Source organism: Williamsia sp. 1135 (assembly GCF_002095395.1).
GTDB lineage: Bacteria > Actinomycetota > Actinomycetes > Mycobacteriales > Mycobacteriaceae > Williamsia.
In genome coordinates this window covers 21946-40545 of sequence record NZ_MJEI01000078.1, presented here as the reverse complement: position 1 = coordinate 40545, position 18600 = coordinate 21946, and the positions used below count along the sequence as shown (strand labels likewise).

Below are 18600 nucleotides of genomic sequence, written 5' to 3'. Positions count from 1 at the left end.
TTTACGTATCAGTCACTGCATGATGTTGTTGCACAACCATCTTGACTGCACGCGCGCGTGCTGAATGGCGGCTACCCCGATATGCGAATCTGGTCGCAGTGGCGGACAATCATTCGAGACGTCCACTGAGGGTCGATCGAAGAGTCGGGGAGTATGAAGAAATTCATCCGTACAGCTATCTGTGCGGCGTTGGCCGCCGCTTGCGTCGTTGTGGGCGCGCCAACGGTGGGCGCCGCACCGGTCGCACCCGACTCGAGCGCCACCTCCAGCGGCGACATCGGATACTGGGATCAACAGTTGGCTCAGCGGGATCGATCGATATTGAACCGGGCTGCGGTGGGAACGGGACGAGAATCTGTGGTGCAGGTGTACTCGAGTGCGATGAGCCGCTCGGTACCTGTGCATATTCGGGGTCCTAAGGATACGTCGACCCCTGCGCCCGTTCTCTATTTGCTCGATGGTGGCGCCAGGTATGCCGACACTGACATCGCCCAGTACCTCGACGATGCTCACGTCAACATCGTGTCGCCGGCGGGTGGTGTCAACGCCTACTGGACGGACTGGAAGAGTCCCGATCCCGATGTGGGTGTCGCCAAGTGGGAGACGTTCATGACCAAGGAGCTCCCACCGGTCATCGACAACATGCTCGGAACCACCGGGCGGAACGCGGTGGCGGGGATGTCACGCGTAGGAACGTCTGCCCTGCAGTTAGCGATCGCAAAACCTGGCCTCTATGACGGTGTTGCTGCCTACAGCGCGTGTGCCAACGTCAGCGATCCTGTCGGGCAGGCGCTGATCCGGATCACGATGAACCACGTCGGGGTGGGAAACCCGGAAAACATGTACGGGCCGTCCAACGATCCGGAATGGGCCGCACACGATCCATGGGTTCACGCCGAACGTCTGCGAGGCACGGCAGTCTTCTTGTCGGCGGGTAGCGGCCTGCCGGGCCAATACGATCGACTGAACGACTCCTACATCGGCGGCGATATAGCCAAATTGGCGGACCAGATCATCGCTGGTGGCGCGATCGAGGCCGTGACCAACGGGTGCACCCGCGCCTTCGCAATCCGTTTGACTGCCCTGGGTATGCGTCCGACCACGCACTTCCGGTTGACGGGCACCCACGCCTGGAGCTACTGGAACGATGATTTCCACGCGTCGTGGCCGACGCTGTCGAGGTCGCTGGGCCTGAGCTGATGCTCGCGTAGTCAGCGGATGAGTCCGGCCGGGTTTACGATCGGTACCAATGAAGTGGATCCGCAGATTGTTGATTGCAATGTGCGTGGGTTTGGTCGTTCTACCTGTGGCGCTGGGGGTTTCGGGCTACCTGCTGTTCACCAAAGGCGATATGGATCCGGTGACCAGGGCAGATGCGATTGTGGTCCTCGGAGGTGAACATGACGGCCGTGAAGCGTACGGCCTAGACCTGGCCGCGCAGGGGTACGCAGACACAGTCTTGCTGTCGAATCCGTATTGGTCCGGTGACAAGGTCATGAAGAAGGCATGCGCTGCCTCCACCCCGGAAGTAGAGGTCGTCTGCTTCAAGCCGCAACCCGGAACCACCCGTGGCGAGGCCATCTTCACCCAGCAGATGGCAGAACGGTTCGAATGGGACCACGTCATCGTCATCAGCTGGCGCTATCACCTCTTGCGGGCACGCTTCGTTTTCTCTGAGTGCTTCACGGGGAAGGTGACCATGACTGGCGTACCGCGCGCCTATGACTTCTCACTGGCGAAGTGGGAGAGCGTTTATGCCTACCAGGTAGTGGGCTTTGTGAAGGCAGCGGTGGTGGGCTGCGATCGTTTCCTGTAGCAATCCTTCACGTGAGCTTGCCGTACACGGTGTAGACAACATGACTGATCAAGTAGGCGTCCACGGCTGCCAGTGCAGAAATCGCCACATTCTGTAGAACGGCCAGAAAGATTGCACCCACTCCCTGCACGGAGATCCGCCGCGGAAGGGCTGACATCACCGCAAACGACGAGCTGGCCCCCGAAAACCCAATCATTGTGGTGGTGACCGACCACGATGTCTGCGACTCGCCTGCCACAGCGACGGCGAGGAGCGCCGCACTGAACGCATTCAGTGCGAGGACTATCCGCTGGTCGCGCCACGGCAACAGTGTGAGGGCGCAGTAGGCGAAGGCGCCGCCAGCGGCGCCACCCAGCGTGACTTGGAGAAGAGGACTCATCGAGCGCCGAGTCGGGCGGTGAGCTGGCCCGCGGCGATCGCGCCGGTGGCGACGAAAACTGTTGCGACGAGATACGCGACGGACATCCAGACGTGAGTGGATGTTGTGGCAACAACGACGGCGACGCTGAGAGCGCCTAGCCCGCTGCAGAAACCGAGCACGAACCAGCGCATAGTTTGTCTATACCCGCCTGCCGACAGCGCACCGAATACCAAGCCTGATACGCCGATTGCGATCAGACTGACAGCGAAGTCGTGTCGAGGACCGGAATACCACTGGTCGAGCAACAACCGTGCTCCGGCGCCGAGGGCACCACCCGTTGCGACGCAAATGAGTTCGCTGCCGCGGAAGACGCGCTGTGGCATACCGCCAGTTTATGGTTGTAAGTGTCGTCGAGCAGTCGAGGGCGATGGGGGATTGGTCACGCCACCCTCTGACACCCCTCAAAACGCATAAGGACCCACGGAGGCCCCGGGTCCGTCTGTGCGTTTATCCGCCCGAGCTACCCGCAAACAGGCTGGTCACGACGAATTGAATGATCTGGCCAAAAACTTCAATGAAGCTGAACAGCTCCGATGACATGTGTGATCCTTTCGACGTTTACTGTCCGGCTGGAAATATACGTATCCAGGATGCCCTAGGAGCAAATTGCTACGGAGCCTTTTCGGCTAATTAGTGTGAGATCAGGACGCTGACGGGTGGAACGGCACGATCGGATATTCACTCCCCAGGTACCGCCTCAATAGTGCTGCCGATTTCGCGTGTGCCCAGGGAGGCCCGCCCGTCTGTGAGCTCTAGTCATCGTCTCGCGTGAACAGGCCACTTTCGCCACGGGTGGGCCGTCGGCTCATAAACTGATTCGCGGGATGCGGCCGACTGGCACACAGCCAACAGCCGACCTGAAGGTCGACGCGTCTGATCTGGCCGAACTCGGCGGCGAGTCGCAACCGGACGGGTGGATACGTCGCGAAGATTACGGACAGGGCCGTCTAAGTTAGGCGGCACCCTCGGTGGCGCCTTAGCTACCACGCGGAGGCGGGCCTGCAGGAAGGCGCCTATGCGGTAGGGGTAACAGGAATCGGACTCAAGTTTAGGGGTGGTGTAACGGATCGGCTGTCGAAGCGATGTAGTGAGCGGTGTGGCCTACCGACAAGCAGGCCCCTGATGCTTGCCCATCGACAAGTCGGCAGATTTGCAGGTTGGAACTAGGTACATCGCACCGAGCGGCGCAACGAATGGACATCGCAGCGCCGCTGCTATATAAATGACCGTAACGATCATTATGCCCGGAACGCCTCGGACCGCTGAGTCAACACCTGGGGTCAAAATCCTGGCAACGGATGATCCAGAATTGGCGAATTGTTGCGGATCGCGCCAGGAATCCCAAAATTATGGGGGGTTGAGATGATGAACTCGTGTCATAGCGTAGTGAAGATAAAGCGACGAACACGTCGCGAATTATCCGAAATGGCAAGAACGTATCGACAAAGCGACTCGATTTTCTGAATCTGTAGATTGTGGCTACCGTCTGGTGAACTGTAGGTTACAGACTCGTTGTCCACCAGCGTTTTTCGTCGCGGGTGAGCGCGATTTCGCTAGATGGTTGGGGGGCATTCATGCAACCGACTGACGCTGAAATTTGTCAATATGTGACACAGGACACGCAATACGAACTAAGGGTGGTAATTTCCGTCCGTTCTGAAGTAAATATGGCGTTTCGACTCGCCGTGCCGAAACATAAGCGCTAAAGTTCGTGCATCTGGCCGAAGGCAGCTGGCATCCAACGGTGAATTAGATAAGTCGAAACACCAATTAGTGATCGTCAATAAGAGATGTGATCCCAAGGACGTTGTCCAGGGTTAGATCCCGACAAGGTGTTGGGGAGGCAGGAATGACACGAAGTACGCGGGTGATCAGTGCTGACTGGCGCAGCGCACCGCAGCCGCCGCCACTCTCGGTGCGACCAAGGGTAAAAACCTGGGCTGACGCGTACGTCAAGCGCGTTCAACTGACTGATGTGGCAATCATCATTACTGCCGTGCTGGGTGCTCAGCAGATCCGCTTCGGTTTTCCTTCGGTTATCGATCCGGTCGGACGGTTCAGCACGCCGGGAATCGTTGTTTCAGCGGGTTTTGTGCTCGCCTGGGTGATCGCGCTGCGGGTTGTACAGAGTACGGATCGTCGAATCGTCGGGTCGGGTGCCGAAGAGTACAGCCGAATCGTACGGGCGTCGTTCGCCGTGTTCGGCCTCTTGGCAATAGTGGATTTACTGTTCAAGTGGGACGTGGCGCGAGGACTTCTCGCAATTGCGCTCCCTGCCGGCACATTGGGACTGCTATCAGCGCGGTGGCTCATGCGATGGAATCTGGCTAGAGGGCGACGGAACCGACAGAACCTGAACCAGGTTCTGATCGTTGGTAGCCCTGAATCGGCAGCACCGCTTGTCAGACACCTAGACCGCAACCCAGGCCTGGGGCTTGAAGTCGTAGGTTTGTGTGTGCCACCAGGCCACGCTTCGAGGCACAGAGAAGTTGTGACGATCGGCGGGCGTGACCTGACCGTTTTCGGAGACTGCGCAGACGCCCGAGATGGAGTAGCGAAATCCGGCGCCACCGCCGTGGCAGTCACGTGTGCTGAGACGCTCGGGCACTCGGTGATGCGAGAACTCTCCTGGGATCTGGAAGGCATGCATGTAGACCTGCTCGTCGCCCCTGGGGTAGCGGATGTCGCGGGCCCCCGGATGCTCGTCAGGCCAGTCGCCGGTCTACCACTGCTGCACATAGATAAACCGCGCTACGAGGGGGCAAACAAGTTCTTCAAGGCGGCTTTTGACCGTCTCGGCGCCATAGGCATTCTGATGATTCTCGCGCCGGTGATGGTCGGGTGCGCGCTAGCGGTGAAGTTCAACTCCAACGGACCCGTGTTCTACCGGGCTGAACGGATCGGACTCAACAACGAGCCCTTCCAGATGTGGAAGTTTCGAACCATGATAGACGGTGCAGATAAGCAAAAGTTCGCTTTGGCGCAACGAAACGAGGGTGCAGGCATCCTCTTCAAGATGCGAGAAGACCCGCGCGTCACAACCGCGGGAAAGATTCTGCGTAGGTATAGCCTCGACGAACTTCCCCAACTTTTTAACGTCGTGACTGGATCGATGAGCTTGGTGGGGCCTCGGCCACCACTCCGGGATGAGGTCGAACAGTACAGCGAACTCGTAACGCGTCGCATGCTGGTCCGTCCAGGAATGACCGGTCTGTGGCAAGTGTCAGGACGTTCTGACTTGGACTGGGACGAGTCGGTTCGTCTGGATCTTTCGTACGTTGAAAATTGGTCCATTATGCAAGACGCTATGATCCTCTGGCGCACAGCGCGCGCTGTGGTGAGGAGCGACGGTGCGTACTAAGGCACCCACCAAACTACGTGAGTCTACCGAGAGAATCTGTAGTTCGCTCTTCTTTGCCAAATGTATTCTCCGCACAGGCGCCGATAGAGTCGGAATAGATCCACAAGCTGGCATTACCGACACCGGAGCCAGCTGTATGCCGACGTCAGGAAGAGTTACCAGGCAGCCTACCTATTTTCGGCGGCGACGAACTCCCCACTTAGGGGAGACCGCCGATTGGACGGCACCCAATCGCGCAAGCGAATCGACGTCTACCGGGTCCGTCGTTCAAACCGCTTTCGTTCTCAAGGTGCAAGATCCCATTACACCGAACATCCAATTGGTTCCCCTTGCGGCATCCAATGAGCTGAGATCCGTCTTGCGCGACTCCGCCAATAGACTAATGACATAGGAGGAATTCTAATGCGTATGACCGTCCTTGGGACTGGGTATCTCGGTGCGACGCATGCGGCGTGCATGGCCGAACTCGGGCACGACGTTCTGGGCGTCGATGTCGATCCCTCAAAGCTTTCAAAACTCCAGGCTGGAGACGTGCCATTTTATGAGCCCGGACTCGCGGAGGTGTTGAAGCGGAACATCGATGCAGGGCATTTGCGGTTCACCTCATCGTACGAAGAAGCAGCGGAGTTCGCTGAAGTTCACTTCCTTGCAGTCGGCACTCCACAGAAGCGCGGTGAGTACGCTGCGGATCTACAATATGTCGACAGTGTGATTGAGAGTATCGGACGTCTAATCACTCGGCCGACGGTGATTTTCGGCAAGTCAACCGTCCCTGTCGGTACTGCAGAGAGGCTAGGGCGTCGCGCACGCGAATTGGCGCCCGCGGATGTCGAGGTTGAAGTTGCGTGGAATCCCGAATTTCTTCGTGAAGGGCACGCCGTCGAGGACACACTACGTCCTGACCGTCTCGTGATCGGCATCGATAAGACGCGGCCGAGTCGAGCTGAAGAGCTGGCACGTCAAATCTACGAGGACACGATAGCGTCGGGAACGCCGTTCGTGCTCACGAATCTCGCGACAGCTGAGCTTGTGAAGGCGTCCGCAAACGCTTTCCTCGCGACAAAGATCTCATTCATCAACGCTATTGCTGAAGTATGCGAGGCAGCTGGCGGCGATGTAACGGAACTCGCAGACGCCATCGGTCATGACGACCGAATTGGCCGGAAGTTCCTTAACGCTGGAATAGGTTTTGGCGGCGGATGCCTACCTAAAGACATCCGCGCTTTTATGGCCCGCGCAGGTGAGCTGGGAGCCGATCAAGCTTTAACTTTTCTTCGCGAAGTAGACAATATTAATATGCGTCGTCGGACCCAGGTCGTCGAATTAGCGCGACAAGCCTGCGGAGGGGGTTTTCTTGGAACGCGGGTGGCTGTGTTGGGCGCGGCGTTTAAACCCGAGTCAGACGATGTTCGAGACTCGCCCGCGCTGAACGTTGCCGGCCAAATCCAACTACAAGGCGCTGCAGTGTCGGTTTACGACCCCAAAGCAATTGAGAACTCACGCAAGTTATTCCCGACACTCGACTATCGAACCTCGCTGCGAGAGGCGTGCGAGGGCGCTGACGTGGTTCTCGTTTTGACTGAATGGAGCGAGTTCAGACAACTAAACCCATCTGAGTTGGCAGGGCTGGTTCGTTCAAGACGAATAATCGACGGTCGAAACTGCCTCGACGCTACGCAGTGGGTTGAAGCCGGGTGGAGGTACCGCGGATTGGGGCGAAAAATGCAAGCGGATTGGAGCGTCTAGATGTCCACGGTAGCGACGCCCGAAGCTGTTCGTGTGCTTCACGTAGGTGTGGTTGGCGACTTGCCGGGAGGAATGGCACAGGTCGTCGCTGGCTATCTTTCGTGGCCGTACCCGACCTGCATTGTTACCGCTCTTCGTTCTACTCGTGGCAAGCGCGACCCGCTCTCACCCGTCCTCTGGCTGTTGGCTGCTGCTCGGCTCATCACAACTAGGATTAGACAGGGGCGGATCGTCACCATCTTCCACGTATCTCAGGGCGGATCGTTCATTCGAGAGGGGTCCCTCGCTTGGTTATCGAAAATAATTGGGATGGCTGTTGGGATTCACATTCACGGCAGCAGTTTCACTGACTTCGCATCGAAGCATCCACGCATTGTTGCAGCTTCGTTACGCTCGGCAAATACGGTGTTCACTCTCACGGATGCGACTACCGATGCGGTTCGGACGAACGGGTCCGGCGTGAGGCGCGTGCTTCGGGTACCCAACGCTGTTGCGATACCCTCAGAATGGCCCAGGAAGAGTGACCTCATTCTGTTTGCCGGCGAGGTGGGGTGGAGAAAGGGAGCTGACGTTCTTCTTGACGCCTGGAAAGAACTGGCGCCTCAGCACGAAGGGTGGGTTCTGGTGGTTGCGGGGCCGGTCACTATGGACCTCGCGCCATATGAAGACATCCCGAACGTAATCGTCCCGGGATCACTCCCGCACTTCGAGGTGGCCAAATTGCAGGCGCAAGCTTCGATAGCGGTCCTTCCCTCTCGTGGCGAGGCACTTCCGATGTTCTTGTTGGAGTCTATGGCGCAGCGTTGTGCCATAGTCGCTACTGACGTTGGAAGCGTCGCGAACTTGCTGGAGGGCGCCGGTATCGTCGTTGATACCGGTTCGACCGCTCAGTTTGCGACTGCCCTACGCAAGGTTATCGACGATGATTGTCTTCGAGCCGACATGTCTGAAAAATCATTAATGAAGATCCGCAATGAGTACTCGTCAGACCGCTGTGCATCAACCCTGGAAGATGAATGGATCCGGATGGACAGCACGACCAACAGTGCGCGGGCCTGCAATGGTTGAGGGCGGCAAGTCAACCAAGCCAAGAGCCGTCCTCGCGGCTTCCACGGGCGGTCATCTGGCTCAGCTGGTCCGGTTGCAGCCGACGCTACCAATCGCTGAGGATCCAATTTGGATTACCTTTGATCACCCTCAGTCGAGGTCCCTCCTTGAAGGCCAGAGAGTCCACTATGTGCCCTACATCGCGCCGCGAGATTTCAGAGGAGCTGTCGCTGCATCGCCGAAAGTTCGTCGCATCCTCGCCGATTCCGACTACCAGATCGCGGTCAGTACAGGTGCTGCAATCGCCGCAGTGGTACTGCCTATGGCGAGAATGCAGCGACGCGCAGCTTGGTACATTGAGAGCGTATCCCGGTTTGATGGCCCGTCCCTCACCGGCCGGATCGTCGCAAAAGTACCGGGTATCAAAACCTTCACGCAGCATAGGGCGTGGGAAGACGGTAAGTGGACTCACCAGTTCTCAGTCTTGCAAGATTACACAGCAGCAACCTCTAAGACACCCGCTCCGACGGGACCTCTGAAGATATTTGTAACTCTAGGCACGATACAGCCTTATCGATTTGATCGACTAGTTGATCGTTTGCTTGCTGTAGTTCCGGGCGACAATGAATTCGTTTGGCAGATAGGCGAAACAGTCCGTGAGGACTTGCCAGGCCAAGTCCACCGCACGATAGCGGCGCACGAAATGCAGCGGGAGGTCCTCGAATCTGATGTCGTGATAAGTCATTCAGGAGTTGGGTCCGCAATGCAGATCATGGACCTAGGAAAGTGCCCCGTCCTGGTCCCACGACGGAGTCAGTATGGCGAGCACGTCGATGATCACCAGGCCCAGATCGCCCGCGAACTGACAGTCCGGTCACTGGCAGTTACGGCCGAAGCAGATGAACTGACGCTGGATCATTTGTTGCTATCCACACGATCGAGCATCAGTCGGACCGTACTGAAGACGTAACAGCAGTATTCTAAGAACTCTGGGCATGGCTGTAGTCAGGTCAAAACACGAAGCGTAGGAGAGGATGCAATGGCTACACACCCTACAGAAAGTGCCGTGCAGCCGGGTACGAGCCGAGCGAACTGTCCGGCACTCGATTGGCAGGTGCTGATTCCCGCATACAATGCCGAAGCTACAATAGTGAATACCGTTGAGTCGGTTCTGCGCCAAAAGTATTCTCCCTCTCAAATCATTGTCTATAACGACGGGAGCACGGATGAGACTGCTGCCGTGCTCGACCGCTACCGCGATAAGTGCAAAATCATCGATAACACAGATAACTTTGGTGTTGGTGTTGCTAGAAAGCGATTAATCGCAGAATCCTCGTCGTCCTGGATACTAATTCTAGATGCTGATGACGCTCTCGTGGGTAATGCCAGCGAACTCCTCACCCAGGCGGTGGCGCAGTACCCGAAACTTCAGGTGGTCGGTTTCGCTGAAAAGAAACTAGGTCAGGAGCAAGGGGGCCCTTCGCCAACTCTTCGCAGCTCACCGACGTATGACAGCATCTGGCAGAAGAACCCATTTGTTTCGTCGGCAACACTAATAAGTCGGGAGTCGGTTCTTGTAGCTGGGGGTTTCAGTAGTCAACGGAGACTGGTCGACTACGACCTCTGGTTGCGAATGTTTCGTGATGGATCAACTCGCGGAGCGGTCTTTAACGAACCCCTAGTGCTAAGAACGATCAGCGCGGACACTATTACCGGTAATGTCGTTGCTGCTGTAGCGGAACAGAAGCGGCTAATCGACCGAGAACTGACGGTTGCCGGAGGAATACGGGTATCCCGCCATCGGATGGTCAAACGTTCCCTAGAGCTATGGGCACGCGGTTACGTGCGACACCTGAAGTACGGGAAATCGCCGGGCGAATACTTGCCGATGGATAAAATCTATACCGCGCCGTTGCTGAGCGTCTTAGATCGCATGGTGCGGAATAACTTAGTTGGAAATCAAGTTCTGAGAATACTGAGTATTCGCGAGAAGCGTGAGCAAACTCCTCAGGAAAACCGAGGTATCAATTTGTTTGTTGATTTTAACGGTAATCGCAAACGCCCGACGATTCAGGTAGTACTCGCACTATTTCGCTTGGCCAGGAGCGTACGCGGAAAAAAACGTGGTCGCCTCAGGTCGATGCTAGCTCTCCCTCTTATTGCGCTATACCGAATGGTTTCGATGTCGGTCGCAGGAATTGACTTGCCCGTCGGGACCGTTGTGGGGCCAAGGTTGTCGATCCACCACGGGTTCGGACTAGTAGTGAACAAGAATTGCCGACTGGGAAGTGACATAACACTCAGGCACGGGACGACGTTGGGTAGTCGCTATAGCTCAACGGACTGCCCGACTCTTGGTGACCGCGTGGAACTCGGGGCAAACGTTACGATCCTCGGGAGCGTCGTCATCGGTGCCGACGCCGTTGTCGGCGCAGGGAGCGTGGTGTTAATAGACGTGCCCGCGATGGCGACAGCTGCTGGCAACCCGGCACGAATAGTTCGAAGATCTGCGGGAGCAGAGGACTAGATGCCCACATTCGGAACGTCCCAACTGCGACCAGGTCTCGCTACCCTTGGTGCTGCGACAATGTTAGCCGCGGTGCTCGGAGTTTGTTCGTCCGTTAGCACACCGCTCGCTCTCGTCGTATTGGCAGGGCTGTTGTTGACCCTTTTCGCAAACCTTTTCGGCGCAGTGCACACCGCCATAGTGTTGATTCTGGCGGGTCCTTTGGTGCTGACCCAGATTAAGTTCGGTGGTCTTACCTTGGATAACGCAGTTACGCTTGCGGGTTTGCTTCTACTGGTTCAATCGATGATTTTCCAACAACCCGGAACGCGCAACCGTATGCGCGAGTCGCTGGGTATATACCTCGCAGTACTCGCTTTCGTTGTTGCGTTCTCTGCGCTGGCTAATCCGGGTGACGCAAAACTAGCTTCGGTGCTCAGATACTTGACACTCGCGTTATTGGTCTATTATCTGGCTAATAATAACGCTGAATTAGTTAAATTCTCACTGAATGCGCTCCAAACACTCTTAATAATTGGCGCAGTTAGTGTTATTGTCCAGCCATTCGTCGGTTGGCCAGCGCCCTTTGCTTCAAAGGAGGGTGTGATCGGTGCCGCTCGCTACGGTGGGCTGTTTGGGCACCCGAATTTCGCAGCGTACCCACTTTTGCTTGGCGTGCTCGTGATTATCTTAATTAACCGGCATCGTTTTGGAACCCAGATCGCTCTTTGCACAGTGCTGATGGGGGCCGCGGCGATGACCGGTAGCCGCACCGCGGTTTTGGTTTTTGTGATTCTGTTGGTGTGCATCGCGGTCCGGAGCGGTCAGATACTGTCGAGATGGGTGCTTGGTATCTTGGTGCTTGCAGTCCCCTTTGCGGGCGTGGCGACATCGAGGTTTGCAAACCTTGTTTCGTCTGGAGGTGTCGACGGAGACAATGCCGGCGGGTGGCGAATAACGCAGTGGCAGTTTGCGCTCGACCTGTGGCGCGAAAACTGGCTATTTGGTGTGGGCTGGGGCAATGCGCAGAATCTGCTGCCATCGAATCTCGGAGTACATAGTGCTTATATTGAAGTTCTGGCTGAGACAGGAGTCTTTGGGTTCCTGCTGTTTGTCCTCGCTGTTTTCTACCTAGTAGTTAAGTCGGCCTCTGATTGGCGTGTTCTTACGGTTGTCCTGTACCCAGTTCTTACGGGAGTCTCAGATCGAACACTTCTTTATCCAAGTATTTTATGTGTACTTGTTGTTGCGGTGATGTACTTTCGGCAGTTCGCAGATGACGGTGGTTCGAGATTGGTGAATGGCGGAGCAAACGAGGTCCGAACAGCGTCGACCGAGAGAGCGCAAGCGGTTGGACGGGTAGGAGCGAGGGGCCGTGGTTCATGCCCAAACTAAGTGTCTGCTACCTGGCCGTACAAAACCCGGACTACCCGCGGAATAGGCGCGTCAGAGCCTACCTGAAGGGACTCGATTGCCAGGTGATACCTCTAATACTCAGCTCGGACGGCGAACGACGACGAGTTACGAGGTGGCTGGATTACATCCGAGAAGCCTGGAGGCAAGGGAGGGGGCATGACATATATGTTCTCTCTGAATTCTCGATGAAGTTCGCTCCGTTTGCCTACATCTGGGCGCGACTGAATCGCGCCCCACTTATAGTTGATGCGTTTGTGGGAATTTATGAAACTAAGATAGATGACTGGAACGCGCACCGGACAGACTCCTTGCGGGCCCAACTTTATAAATTGCAAGATTTTCTCGCCTACAGAGCAGCCGATTTGATTCTAATTGATAATTCGTATCGGGCATCTCGGTTGGTTGAGCGTGTTGCGGGGATCCGTGTAGTTGATCTCCCAGTCGGGGCGCCGGTCTGGTGCAGTGAGGTTCGAGCGACCGCGCCGGCAACAGGTCAAATTAGGGTTCTGTTCTACGGAAACTTCCTGCCACTTCATGGGGCCGAAGTGCTGATTGATAGTATTGCTCTTCTCGGAAACGAGGTCAATATATCGCTAACATTAATAGGTGGGGGACCACGCCGAGAAATCGTAATGCAGCAGGCCGCCGATCTGGGGATTCTTGACAGGTGCGAGTTTCGCGACCCGGTGCCAGAGTCTGAACTCGGTATGTTTATCGATGACGCTCAGATTGTCTGCGGTGTCTTCGGGACATCGGAGAAAGCAGAGTCGGTCATCCCTAATAAGGTTTGGCAAGGTTTGGCGTCCGGCAGGCTGGTCGTTACGAGAGAATCTCCAGCATTGGATGAATTGATGCCAATTGTTCCCAAGCAGATAGTGCAGGTGCCCGCCGGCGATGCCGCTGCACTGGCTGAGAGTTTCACGTCCATTTACAGGGCCGGAGAATACGGGGTGTATTTCGCAGATGCGAATGAAGAGTTAAACTCGTTTGTCGCGTCGCGTTTTGCTTTTTTCGACGTTTCCGAGAATATTGTTCGTAGGGTTCGACCACTTAAATCGAGTCGCAGTTGACTAGCCTGGCGTTGGCAGTTGTTTGCCTGGGCGTTGTTTTCTTGGTTGCAACTTTAGATGCCCAAAACCCTGTCTTGTGCGACGTATTCCATCCGTCGGACGTGACCTCCTTCGAACGTTCCCATACGCAAGTTGATGAGCGGACGCGAATCATTGACTATCACACCGAACCCGCGCATTGGGCAATGAGTTCTCTATGGTTGCGGGAGTCACCGACCGCAGTCGCTCCGCGCAGAGTGGAGTACGCACTTGGGACGGCGCAGTCCTATGCAGGCAACGCGCAAACGACTACCTACAATTGGTCGATACGGGGCGTGAACTTTCCGACAGTAACCAAGGGGCGTTGGCTCATCGTCTCTCAATGGCACCAGACATACGCAAATTGCCCGCCAAATCTTGCTTTGGAGGTGTTTTCGGCCGCCAGTGTTAATCGTTTGCGGCTGGTTGTCCGTGGCGGCACCCTGGATACCATGAATTGTTCATCAGCTGACTCGAGATCATTCGATCTGGGTCTGTTCGAAAACAATACCTGGCTGATGTTCTCGATGAAGACGACCTGGAGCTCGTCTAGGGAAGGTGGCGCCTTATCTCTACATGTGAACGGGCGAAGCTTGCTGGACCTCAATCGGATCGCAAATCTTTACACTGGCCAGTCGTCGTACATGAAAGTGGGGTTGTACTCATCCGACCGAGATAATACTTTCCGTCTGGAAGTTGGCCGTAAAGTCTCGATAGAGCCACTTAGATGCGTTAATGGTCAGGTTTAAATGAGACTCGAGGTCTAACAAGATGGTAATCGCGAACTTTGGCACCTATGACGTGGCGAACTATGGAGATTTGCTGTTTCCCGCTATTGTTGCTGCGGGCACGGATACGAGTATGAAGGAAAGTTTACTGGTGTCACCTGTGGGTGGCAGGCCCTATTCGGACGTTCCCAGAAGCGTAGGTTATAGGCAAGTGATGTCAGGCCTCGATGTGGTGGTGGATGCCGTGTTCGTTGGCGGCGGAAACGTAGTACATGCCAGGCCTTCTAGTCTGTTTGAATACAGGACGACAGCGCGCTGGGCGTATCCTAGACTGTGGGCCGGGGCTACAGAGTTTGCGGCCCGGCACAAGGCGCCTCTGATTTTCAATGCGCCAGGTGTGCCGCGCCGTCCTGGCCCGTCTGTAGGAAAGCTAATGGCAACGCTTTTCAATACTGCGGACTATGCTTCAGTGCGCGATGAACGAAGCGCTGAGTTTCTCAGTGATGCGGGTGCGAAGAACGTCAGGATCGTGCCTGACACGGCGTTGAATTTGCAATCTGTGTTTGGCCCGTTGGGCGAACTTCCGCCGAGCGATTTCATCTCCAAGTTCGCACCGGGCGGGTACGTCGCGGTTCACGTGAATGACAGGTACGGCGGAGTTGACGTTGTCCATCTCGCTGCCGTTTTGGATCGAATAGGCTCGAGTTTGGGTCTGCCTCTCGTACTAGTCCCGATCGGGTTGTGTCACGGTGATTTGAACTACGCAGAGAAGGTTGCTACACACACCAGTTGCAGATCGATTGTTCTGCGCAACAATGCGAGCGTGCGTGAGATCGCAGCGGTGCTGGCGCGGAGTTCGCTCTACGTAGGGTCCTCGCTCCACGCATACATAACAAGTGCTGCTTACGGGGTTCCGGCGTTCCTTGTTGCAGACTCTTCCTATCAGCATAAGTTTTCTGGATTGCTGAAGCTTATTTGTCACGAGGACCGCTTGCTGCTGAGTTGGCCTGACGTGATCGAACGCCTGAGCGCGTGCAGAATCACCGATACCGAGTCTGCAGGTTTGGATGCGGCCATCGTGCGCGTAGAAGATCACTGGTCGTCGATCAGGAATTTGCTAGGGGGTGGTGTTGTTGGTCTCAGAAGGACTGGCCGAGTCATTCCTGCGTTGCCAACTATCGCAGGTGGTCTCAACGTGTTCGACAACAGGATCGCGACCCCGCTGCATACCCTCCGAAGCCGTCGGGGGTCAGCAGCCCAGTGAGGCGATCGGGCAGTGACCGTCAGCTAAAGCCGGATCGGGCATGTACGGCGGCTAATGACGACAAGGGTGATCCGGTATCGCGTAAGTCTGGATCACGGTCCGTGTCGTGGAATGCCCTGGGTTTGGTGAGCCGACAAATAGTCATCGTTTTGAGTTCCGTTTACTTGGCTCGAATTCTGGGGCCAGAGTCTTACGGCGTAATAACCCAGGCCGCGATCTACACGGCGTTTATGACTTTGCTACTTGACCAAGGCATAGCAAGCTCACTAATCTCATTGCCGCGCCTGACAAGGAGAATGTCTGCCGCGGCCATTTCTGCAAACTTGATTTTGGCTGCGGCTCTCGCGACGCTAACAGTCTTCTCGGCTGGTCCGGTCTCGAGGTTCTTTCATACGCCCGAGCTGCGGGCAGTTCTGTGTGTTCTAGGGGTCGGTCTTCTGCTGAAGGCGGGCGTGCTGGTGCCAAGGGTTCTGTTGGTTAGAGACATGAACTTCAAGTCTCAAGCTGTAGGAGATGGCGGCGGAGCACTTGTCGGCGCCCTCGTTGCGATAGTCGGAGCGCTGTCCGGGATGGATTATTGGTCTTTGGTGCTCCAGATAGTCGTGTCCGATGTCGTGGTCCTTCTTGTTTTGGCTGTCGCCGCTCGGCCGCCTATGCCGAGTCTCCGTCTGAGGTCGCTGCGAGGAACCTGGGGATTCAGTATTCGGGTCTTCTTCAGCAACTTGTTGTCGTTTTCCGTACAGAATGTTGATAATATCTTGATTGGCCGAGAGCTGGGCGCGGATTCGTTGGCGCAGTATGGCCTCTCTTACAGGGTTCTGACCACGCCAGTTCAGATGATCGGCCAAGTTGTTACCAGGGTGTTGTTCCCCGTCGTCGCGAGGGGCAGAGCTGACGGAGTGTCTGTTGTACCCGCGGTCTCGAGAAGCGTTCGGGGTATCGCGTTGTTCTCGTTTCCGGTAATGGCTGCCGTTTCGGTTTCCGCTCACGACTTAGTTCCGTTATTGTTGGGGCCTGCATGGACGGCAGCGATACCCGTCCTGACTATCTTGGCCATCGGCGGCGCGCGGCAGTCGGTGACGACTGTCAACACGTCGATACTGATGGGCATGGGCCTATCCTCGTGGCTGCTGCGGTTCAGTATCGTTGCGGCGACGGTGCAGGTGACAGCTATTGTTGTTGGTTTACAATTCGGCATCGTCGGTGTAGCCGCTGGCTTGACGATTGCTGGCTTCCTACTCACTCCCGTGGTCGCCTGGCTGTCGAAGCGTGCGACCGGTTTCGACTATGGTCGGCAAATTGGCTGCGTGGGTCCACCGGTGCACGGAAGCGCATGGGCATGTATCACTTACCTTGGGATCACACAACTGCTGGGTAATTCGGCTTTAGGGATCCTTGTATCGCTATTGGGTGGCCTCTTTGTCTACGTTGCTGTGTTAGCTGTCGTCCATCGGAAGTTCATGAAATTGTGCCGTTCTGATATTTCGGCAATGCGACCCTAGACTGCCCTGGCGATCCAACCCAGCCAAATTTTCGACCTGAGGCGTGCACCGGTGACGGTAGCGAGATAGCATATTTTGATCGGGGGTCAACGGCGTACCTTGCGGTAGTACTTCGACCGCTGGATCTCTATCTGGTAACGCAAACTGCTGGAAAGATGTCCATGCCGACGCTTGTTAGTGACTACGGAAATGGAATTCGATGACGCATAGTTCGCAACAAACCTCCTCGGAAGGCGCGAATCCCCTGCGGTCGACGGTCGCGGTCGTCAGGCGGGGCTGGTTGGTTGTCCTTTTGATCACAGCCATTTGCGGCGGTGCGGCGTTTACTTTTAGCGTCTTACAGGAACCTATTTACAGGTCGACTGCGTCGCTGTACGTAACATCGGGTAGCGAGGCTAACGCGCAGAGTGCCTACCAAGGTTCGTTGGCCTCGCAGCAACGTGTTACCTCTTACACGAAGCTGGTCTCGTCGGAAGCTGTAGTTGGCGACGCCCTCGAAAGATCCGGGCTGAACATCTCGATGGCGGACGCGAAGGCGGCTGTCACGGCGTCGACGACGCCGGACACGGTGTTGCTGAACATATCTGTGGAAGACAGTAATAAGGCCATGGCAGCGGATCTGGCCAACGCGATTGCCGACTCGATGACGACCTACGTCAGCACGCTGGAAACCCCGAGCGGCGGGGGTGCTCCGTTGGCTAAGATGACCGTGGTGACACCAGCGGGTGAGTCGTCTAACGCCATCTCCCCACAAATCTTCCGGAACACTCTTCTCGCTGTCGCGGTAGGTCTGTTGCTCGGGTTGGTAGTCGTGTTCTTCAGAGACCGTTACAACAACAGGGTCCGCGGAGAGCAGGATCTGTCTGCAGTTGCGAAGTCGCCAGTTCTCGCCTCGGTGCCTACGGATGAGCTTCTGAAGAAGCAGGGTTTGATCGACTTCAGGACAGGTGCGACCCTCGCCGCAGAGGCCTATCGCAAACTGCGTACTAACCTGGCGTTTACTAGTGTTGACAATCCTTCACGCCGGATCATCGTAACGAGTGCACTCCCTGCCGAGGGAAAGACCACGACCGCAATGAATCTGGCTGCCGCGCTGGCTGAAACAGGCAAAAGAGTAGTACTCGTTGACGCCGATCTTCGCCGTCCGCAGGTTTACCACCGGACAGGTGGTATGGGGGACGTTGGCTTCACCAACTATCTCAAGGGCGACGGGTCAATGGCTGATCTGCTACAGCCCAGCGAGGTGAGCGGGCTTCAAATCCTGGCTTCGGGACCTCAGCCCCCGAATCCTGCCGAGTTGTTGGGCTCCAAGAAGGCTGGCCAAGGCATCGAGAACCTTTCGGCGATGTTCGACTACGTGATCATTGATTCGCCCCCGCTGCTTCCTGTCACGGACGCGGCAGTGCTTGCTCAGTGGGCGGACGGTGTAGTCCTCGTTGCGCGCGCGAACCAATCCCGGGTGCCGGACATAGGTGCCGCCATCGAGCAACTTGAAGCGGTTCAGGCCACCCTTATGGGAGTGGTTTTGACCGACGTCCCCACCACCGGTGGCGCATACAAGTATGGCTATTACTACACGTCCTCGGACGTCGTGAAAAAGCCAAAATTCTGGAGTCGTATCGGTAAGAAGAAGGCGCATCAGCACCAGAACATCGAGGTTGCGCTCGAGCCGACCACTACCAATGCGAGTTAGGTGATATACCGC

The 18600-nt window shown here is 56.3% G+C and carries 14 protein-coding genes; 12 read left to right on the top strand and 2 right to left on the bottom strand.

The window, feature by feature from the left end; genetic code table 11:
• The first annotated feature begins 153 nt into the window (after positions 1-153).
• Together BFL43_RS07985 and BFL43_RS07980 are read left to right on the top strand one after the other, a co-directional pair.
• On the top strand, positions 154-1200 hold the full coding sequence (locus BFL43_RS07985; protein WP_084892042.1) for an alpha/beta hydrolase family protein: 1047 nt from the start codon (positions 154-156) through the stop codon (positions 1198-1200).
• Between the two features lie 49 nt (positions 1201-1249).
• Entirely contained in the window at positions 1250-1816 is a 567-nt protein-coding gene (locus tag BFL43_RS07980; protein ID WP_084892041.1) for a YdcF family protein, read from the top strand.
• 7 nt (positions 1817-1823) lie between these two features.
• On the opposite strand, the gene BFL43_RS07975 is transcribed toward BFL43_RS07980, so the two are convergent.
• Both BFL43_RS07975 and BFL43_RS07970 read right to left on the bottom strand, forming a co-directional pair.
• Positions 1824-2195, bottom strand: coding sequence for a hypothetical protein (locus BFL43_RS07975; RefSeq protein ID WP_084892040.1), 372 nt, complete (start codon positions 2193-2195; stop codon positions 1824-1826).
• Positions 2192-2560 carry a hypothetical protein gene (locus tag BFL43_RS07970; protein ID WP_084892039.1) on the bottom strand — a complete coding sequence of 123 codons (369 nt, stop codon included), beginning with the start codon at positions 2558-2560 and terminating at the stop codon, positions 2192-2194. Before BFL43_RS07970 ends, BFL43_RS07975 begins: the two co-directional genes overlap by 4 nt.
• 1526 nt (positions 2561-4086) lie before the next feature.
• Between BFL43_RS07970 and BFL43_RS07965 the strand changes: the two genes are divergently transcribed.
• The 10 genes from BFL43_RS07965 (at position 4087) to BFL43_RS07915 (ending at position 18588) form a co-directional block, all read left to right on the top strand.
• The gene (locus tag BFL43_RS07965) at positions 4087-5598 is read left to right on the top strand and encodes a sugar transferase (RefSeq protein WP_084892038.1); all 1512 of its coding nucleotides are present in this window, start codon (positions 4087-4089) and stop codon (positions 5596-5598) included.
• Between the two features lie 396 nt (positions 5599-5994).
• On the top strand, positions 5995-7344 hold the full coding sequence (locus tag BFL43_RS07960; protein ID WP_206186641.1) for a UDP-glucose/GDP-mannose dehydrogenase family protein: 1350 nt from the start codon (positions 5995-5997) through the stop codon (positions 7342-7344).
• Between the two features lie 309 nt (positions 7345-7653).
• Complete coding sequence (locus BFL43_RS07955; protein ID WP_168176566.1) at positions 7654-8412, top strand: glycosyltransferase family 4 protein; 759 nt, start codon at positions 7654-7656, stop codon at positions 8410-8412.
• Entirely contained in the window at positions 8318-9361 is a 1044-nt protein-coding gene (locus BFL43_RS29870) for a glycosyltransferase (protein ID WP_084892035.1), read from the top strand. Before BFL43_RS07955 ends, BFL43_RS29870 begins: the two co-directional genes overlap by 95 nt.
• Before the next feature lie 144 nt (positions 9362-9505).
• Complete coding sequence (locus tag BFL43_RS07945) at positions 9506-10918, top strand: glycosyltransferase (protein ID WP_168176565.1); 1413 nt, start codon at positions 9506-9508, stop codon at positions 10916-10918.
• Complete coding sequence (locus tag BFL43_RS07940; RefSeq protein ID WP_084892033.1) at positions 10919-12292, top strand: O-antigen ligase family protein; 1374 nt, start codon at positions 10919-10921, stop codon at positions 12290-12292.
• Positions 12293-12498: 206 nt separating this feature from the next.
• A complete protein-coding gene (locus BFL43_RS07935) occupies positions 12499-13383 on the top strand; it encodes a glycosyltransferase (RefSeq protein WP_168176564.1) in 885 nt (294 codons plus the stop codon).
• A 789-nt stretch (positions 13384-14172) separates the two neighbouring features.
• Entirely contained in the window at positions 14173-15393 is a 1221-nt protein-coding gene (locus BFL43_RS07925) for a polysaccharide pyruvyl transferase family protein (protein ID WP_084892030.1), read from the top strand.
• Entirely contained in the window at positions 15390-16895 is a 1506-nt protein-coding gene (locus BFL43_RS07920) for a lipopolysaccharide biosynthesis protein (RefSeq protein ID WP_346425953.1), read from the top strand. The genes BFL43_RS07925 and BFL43_RS07920 overlap by 4 nt, the downstream gene beginning before the upstream one ends.
• A 199-nt stretch (positions 16896-17094) precedes the next feature.
• Positions 17095-18588 (top strand): polysaccharide biosynthesis tyrosine autokinase, encoded by a 1494-nt coding sequence (locus tag BFL43_RS07915; protein WP_084892028.1) that lies wholly within the window; start codon positions 17095-17097, stop codon positions 18586-18588.
• Positions 18589-18600 lie beyond the last annotated feature (12 nt).

Excerpts from the sequence above, each read along its gene's own strand:
- BFL43_RS07985 (WP_084892042.1), top strand. The coding sequence starts at position 154 with ATGAAGAAATTCATCCGTACAGCTATCTGTGCGGCGTTGGCCGCCGCT.
- BFL43_RS07980 (WP_084892041.1), top strand. The coding sequence starts at position 1,250 with ATGAAGTGGATCCGCAGATTGTTGATTGCAATGTGCGTGGGTTTGGTC.
- BFL43_RS07975 (WP_084892040.1), bottom strand. The coding sequence starts at position 2,195 with ATGAGTCCTCTTCTCCAAGTCACGCTGGGTGGCGCCGCTGGCGGCGCC.
- BFL43_RS07970 (WP_084892039.1), bottom strand. The coding sequence starts at position 2,560 with ATGCCACAGCGCGTCTTCCGCGGCAGCGAACTCATTTGCGTCGCAACG.
- BFL43_RS07965 (WP_084892038.1), top strand. The coding sequence starts at position 4,087 with ATGACACGAAGTACGCGGGTGATCAGTGCTGACTGGCGCAGCGCACCG.
- BFL43_RS07955 (WP_168176566.1), top strand. The coding sequence starts at position 7,654 with ATGGCTGTTGGGATTCACATTCACGGCAGCAGTTTCACTGACTTCGCA.
- BFL43_RS29870 (WP_084892035.1), top strand. The coding sequence starts at position 8,318 with ATGAGTACTCGTCAGACCGCTGTGCATCAACCCTGGAAGATGAATGGA.
- BFL43_RS07940 (WP_084892033.1), top strand. The coding sequence starts at position 10,919 with ATGCCCACATTCGGAACGTCCCAACTGCGACCAGGTCTCGCTACCCTT.
- BFL43_RS07935 (WP_168176564.1), top strand. The coding sequence starts at position 12,499 with ATGAAGTTCGCTCCGTTTGCCTACATCTGGGCGCGACTGAATCGCGCC.
- BFL43_RS07925 (WP_084892030.1), top strand. The coding sequence starts at position 14,173 with ATGGTAATCGCGAACTTTGGCACCTATGACGTGGCGAACTATGGAGAT.
- BFL43_RS07915 (WP_084892028.1), top strand. The coding sequence starts at position 17,095 with ATGACGCATAGTTCGCAACAAACCTCCTCGGAAGGCGCGAATCCCCTG.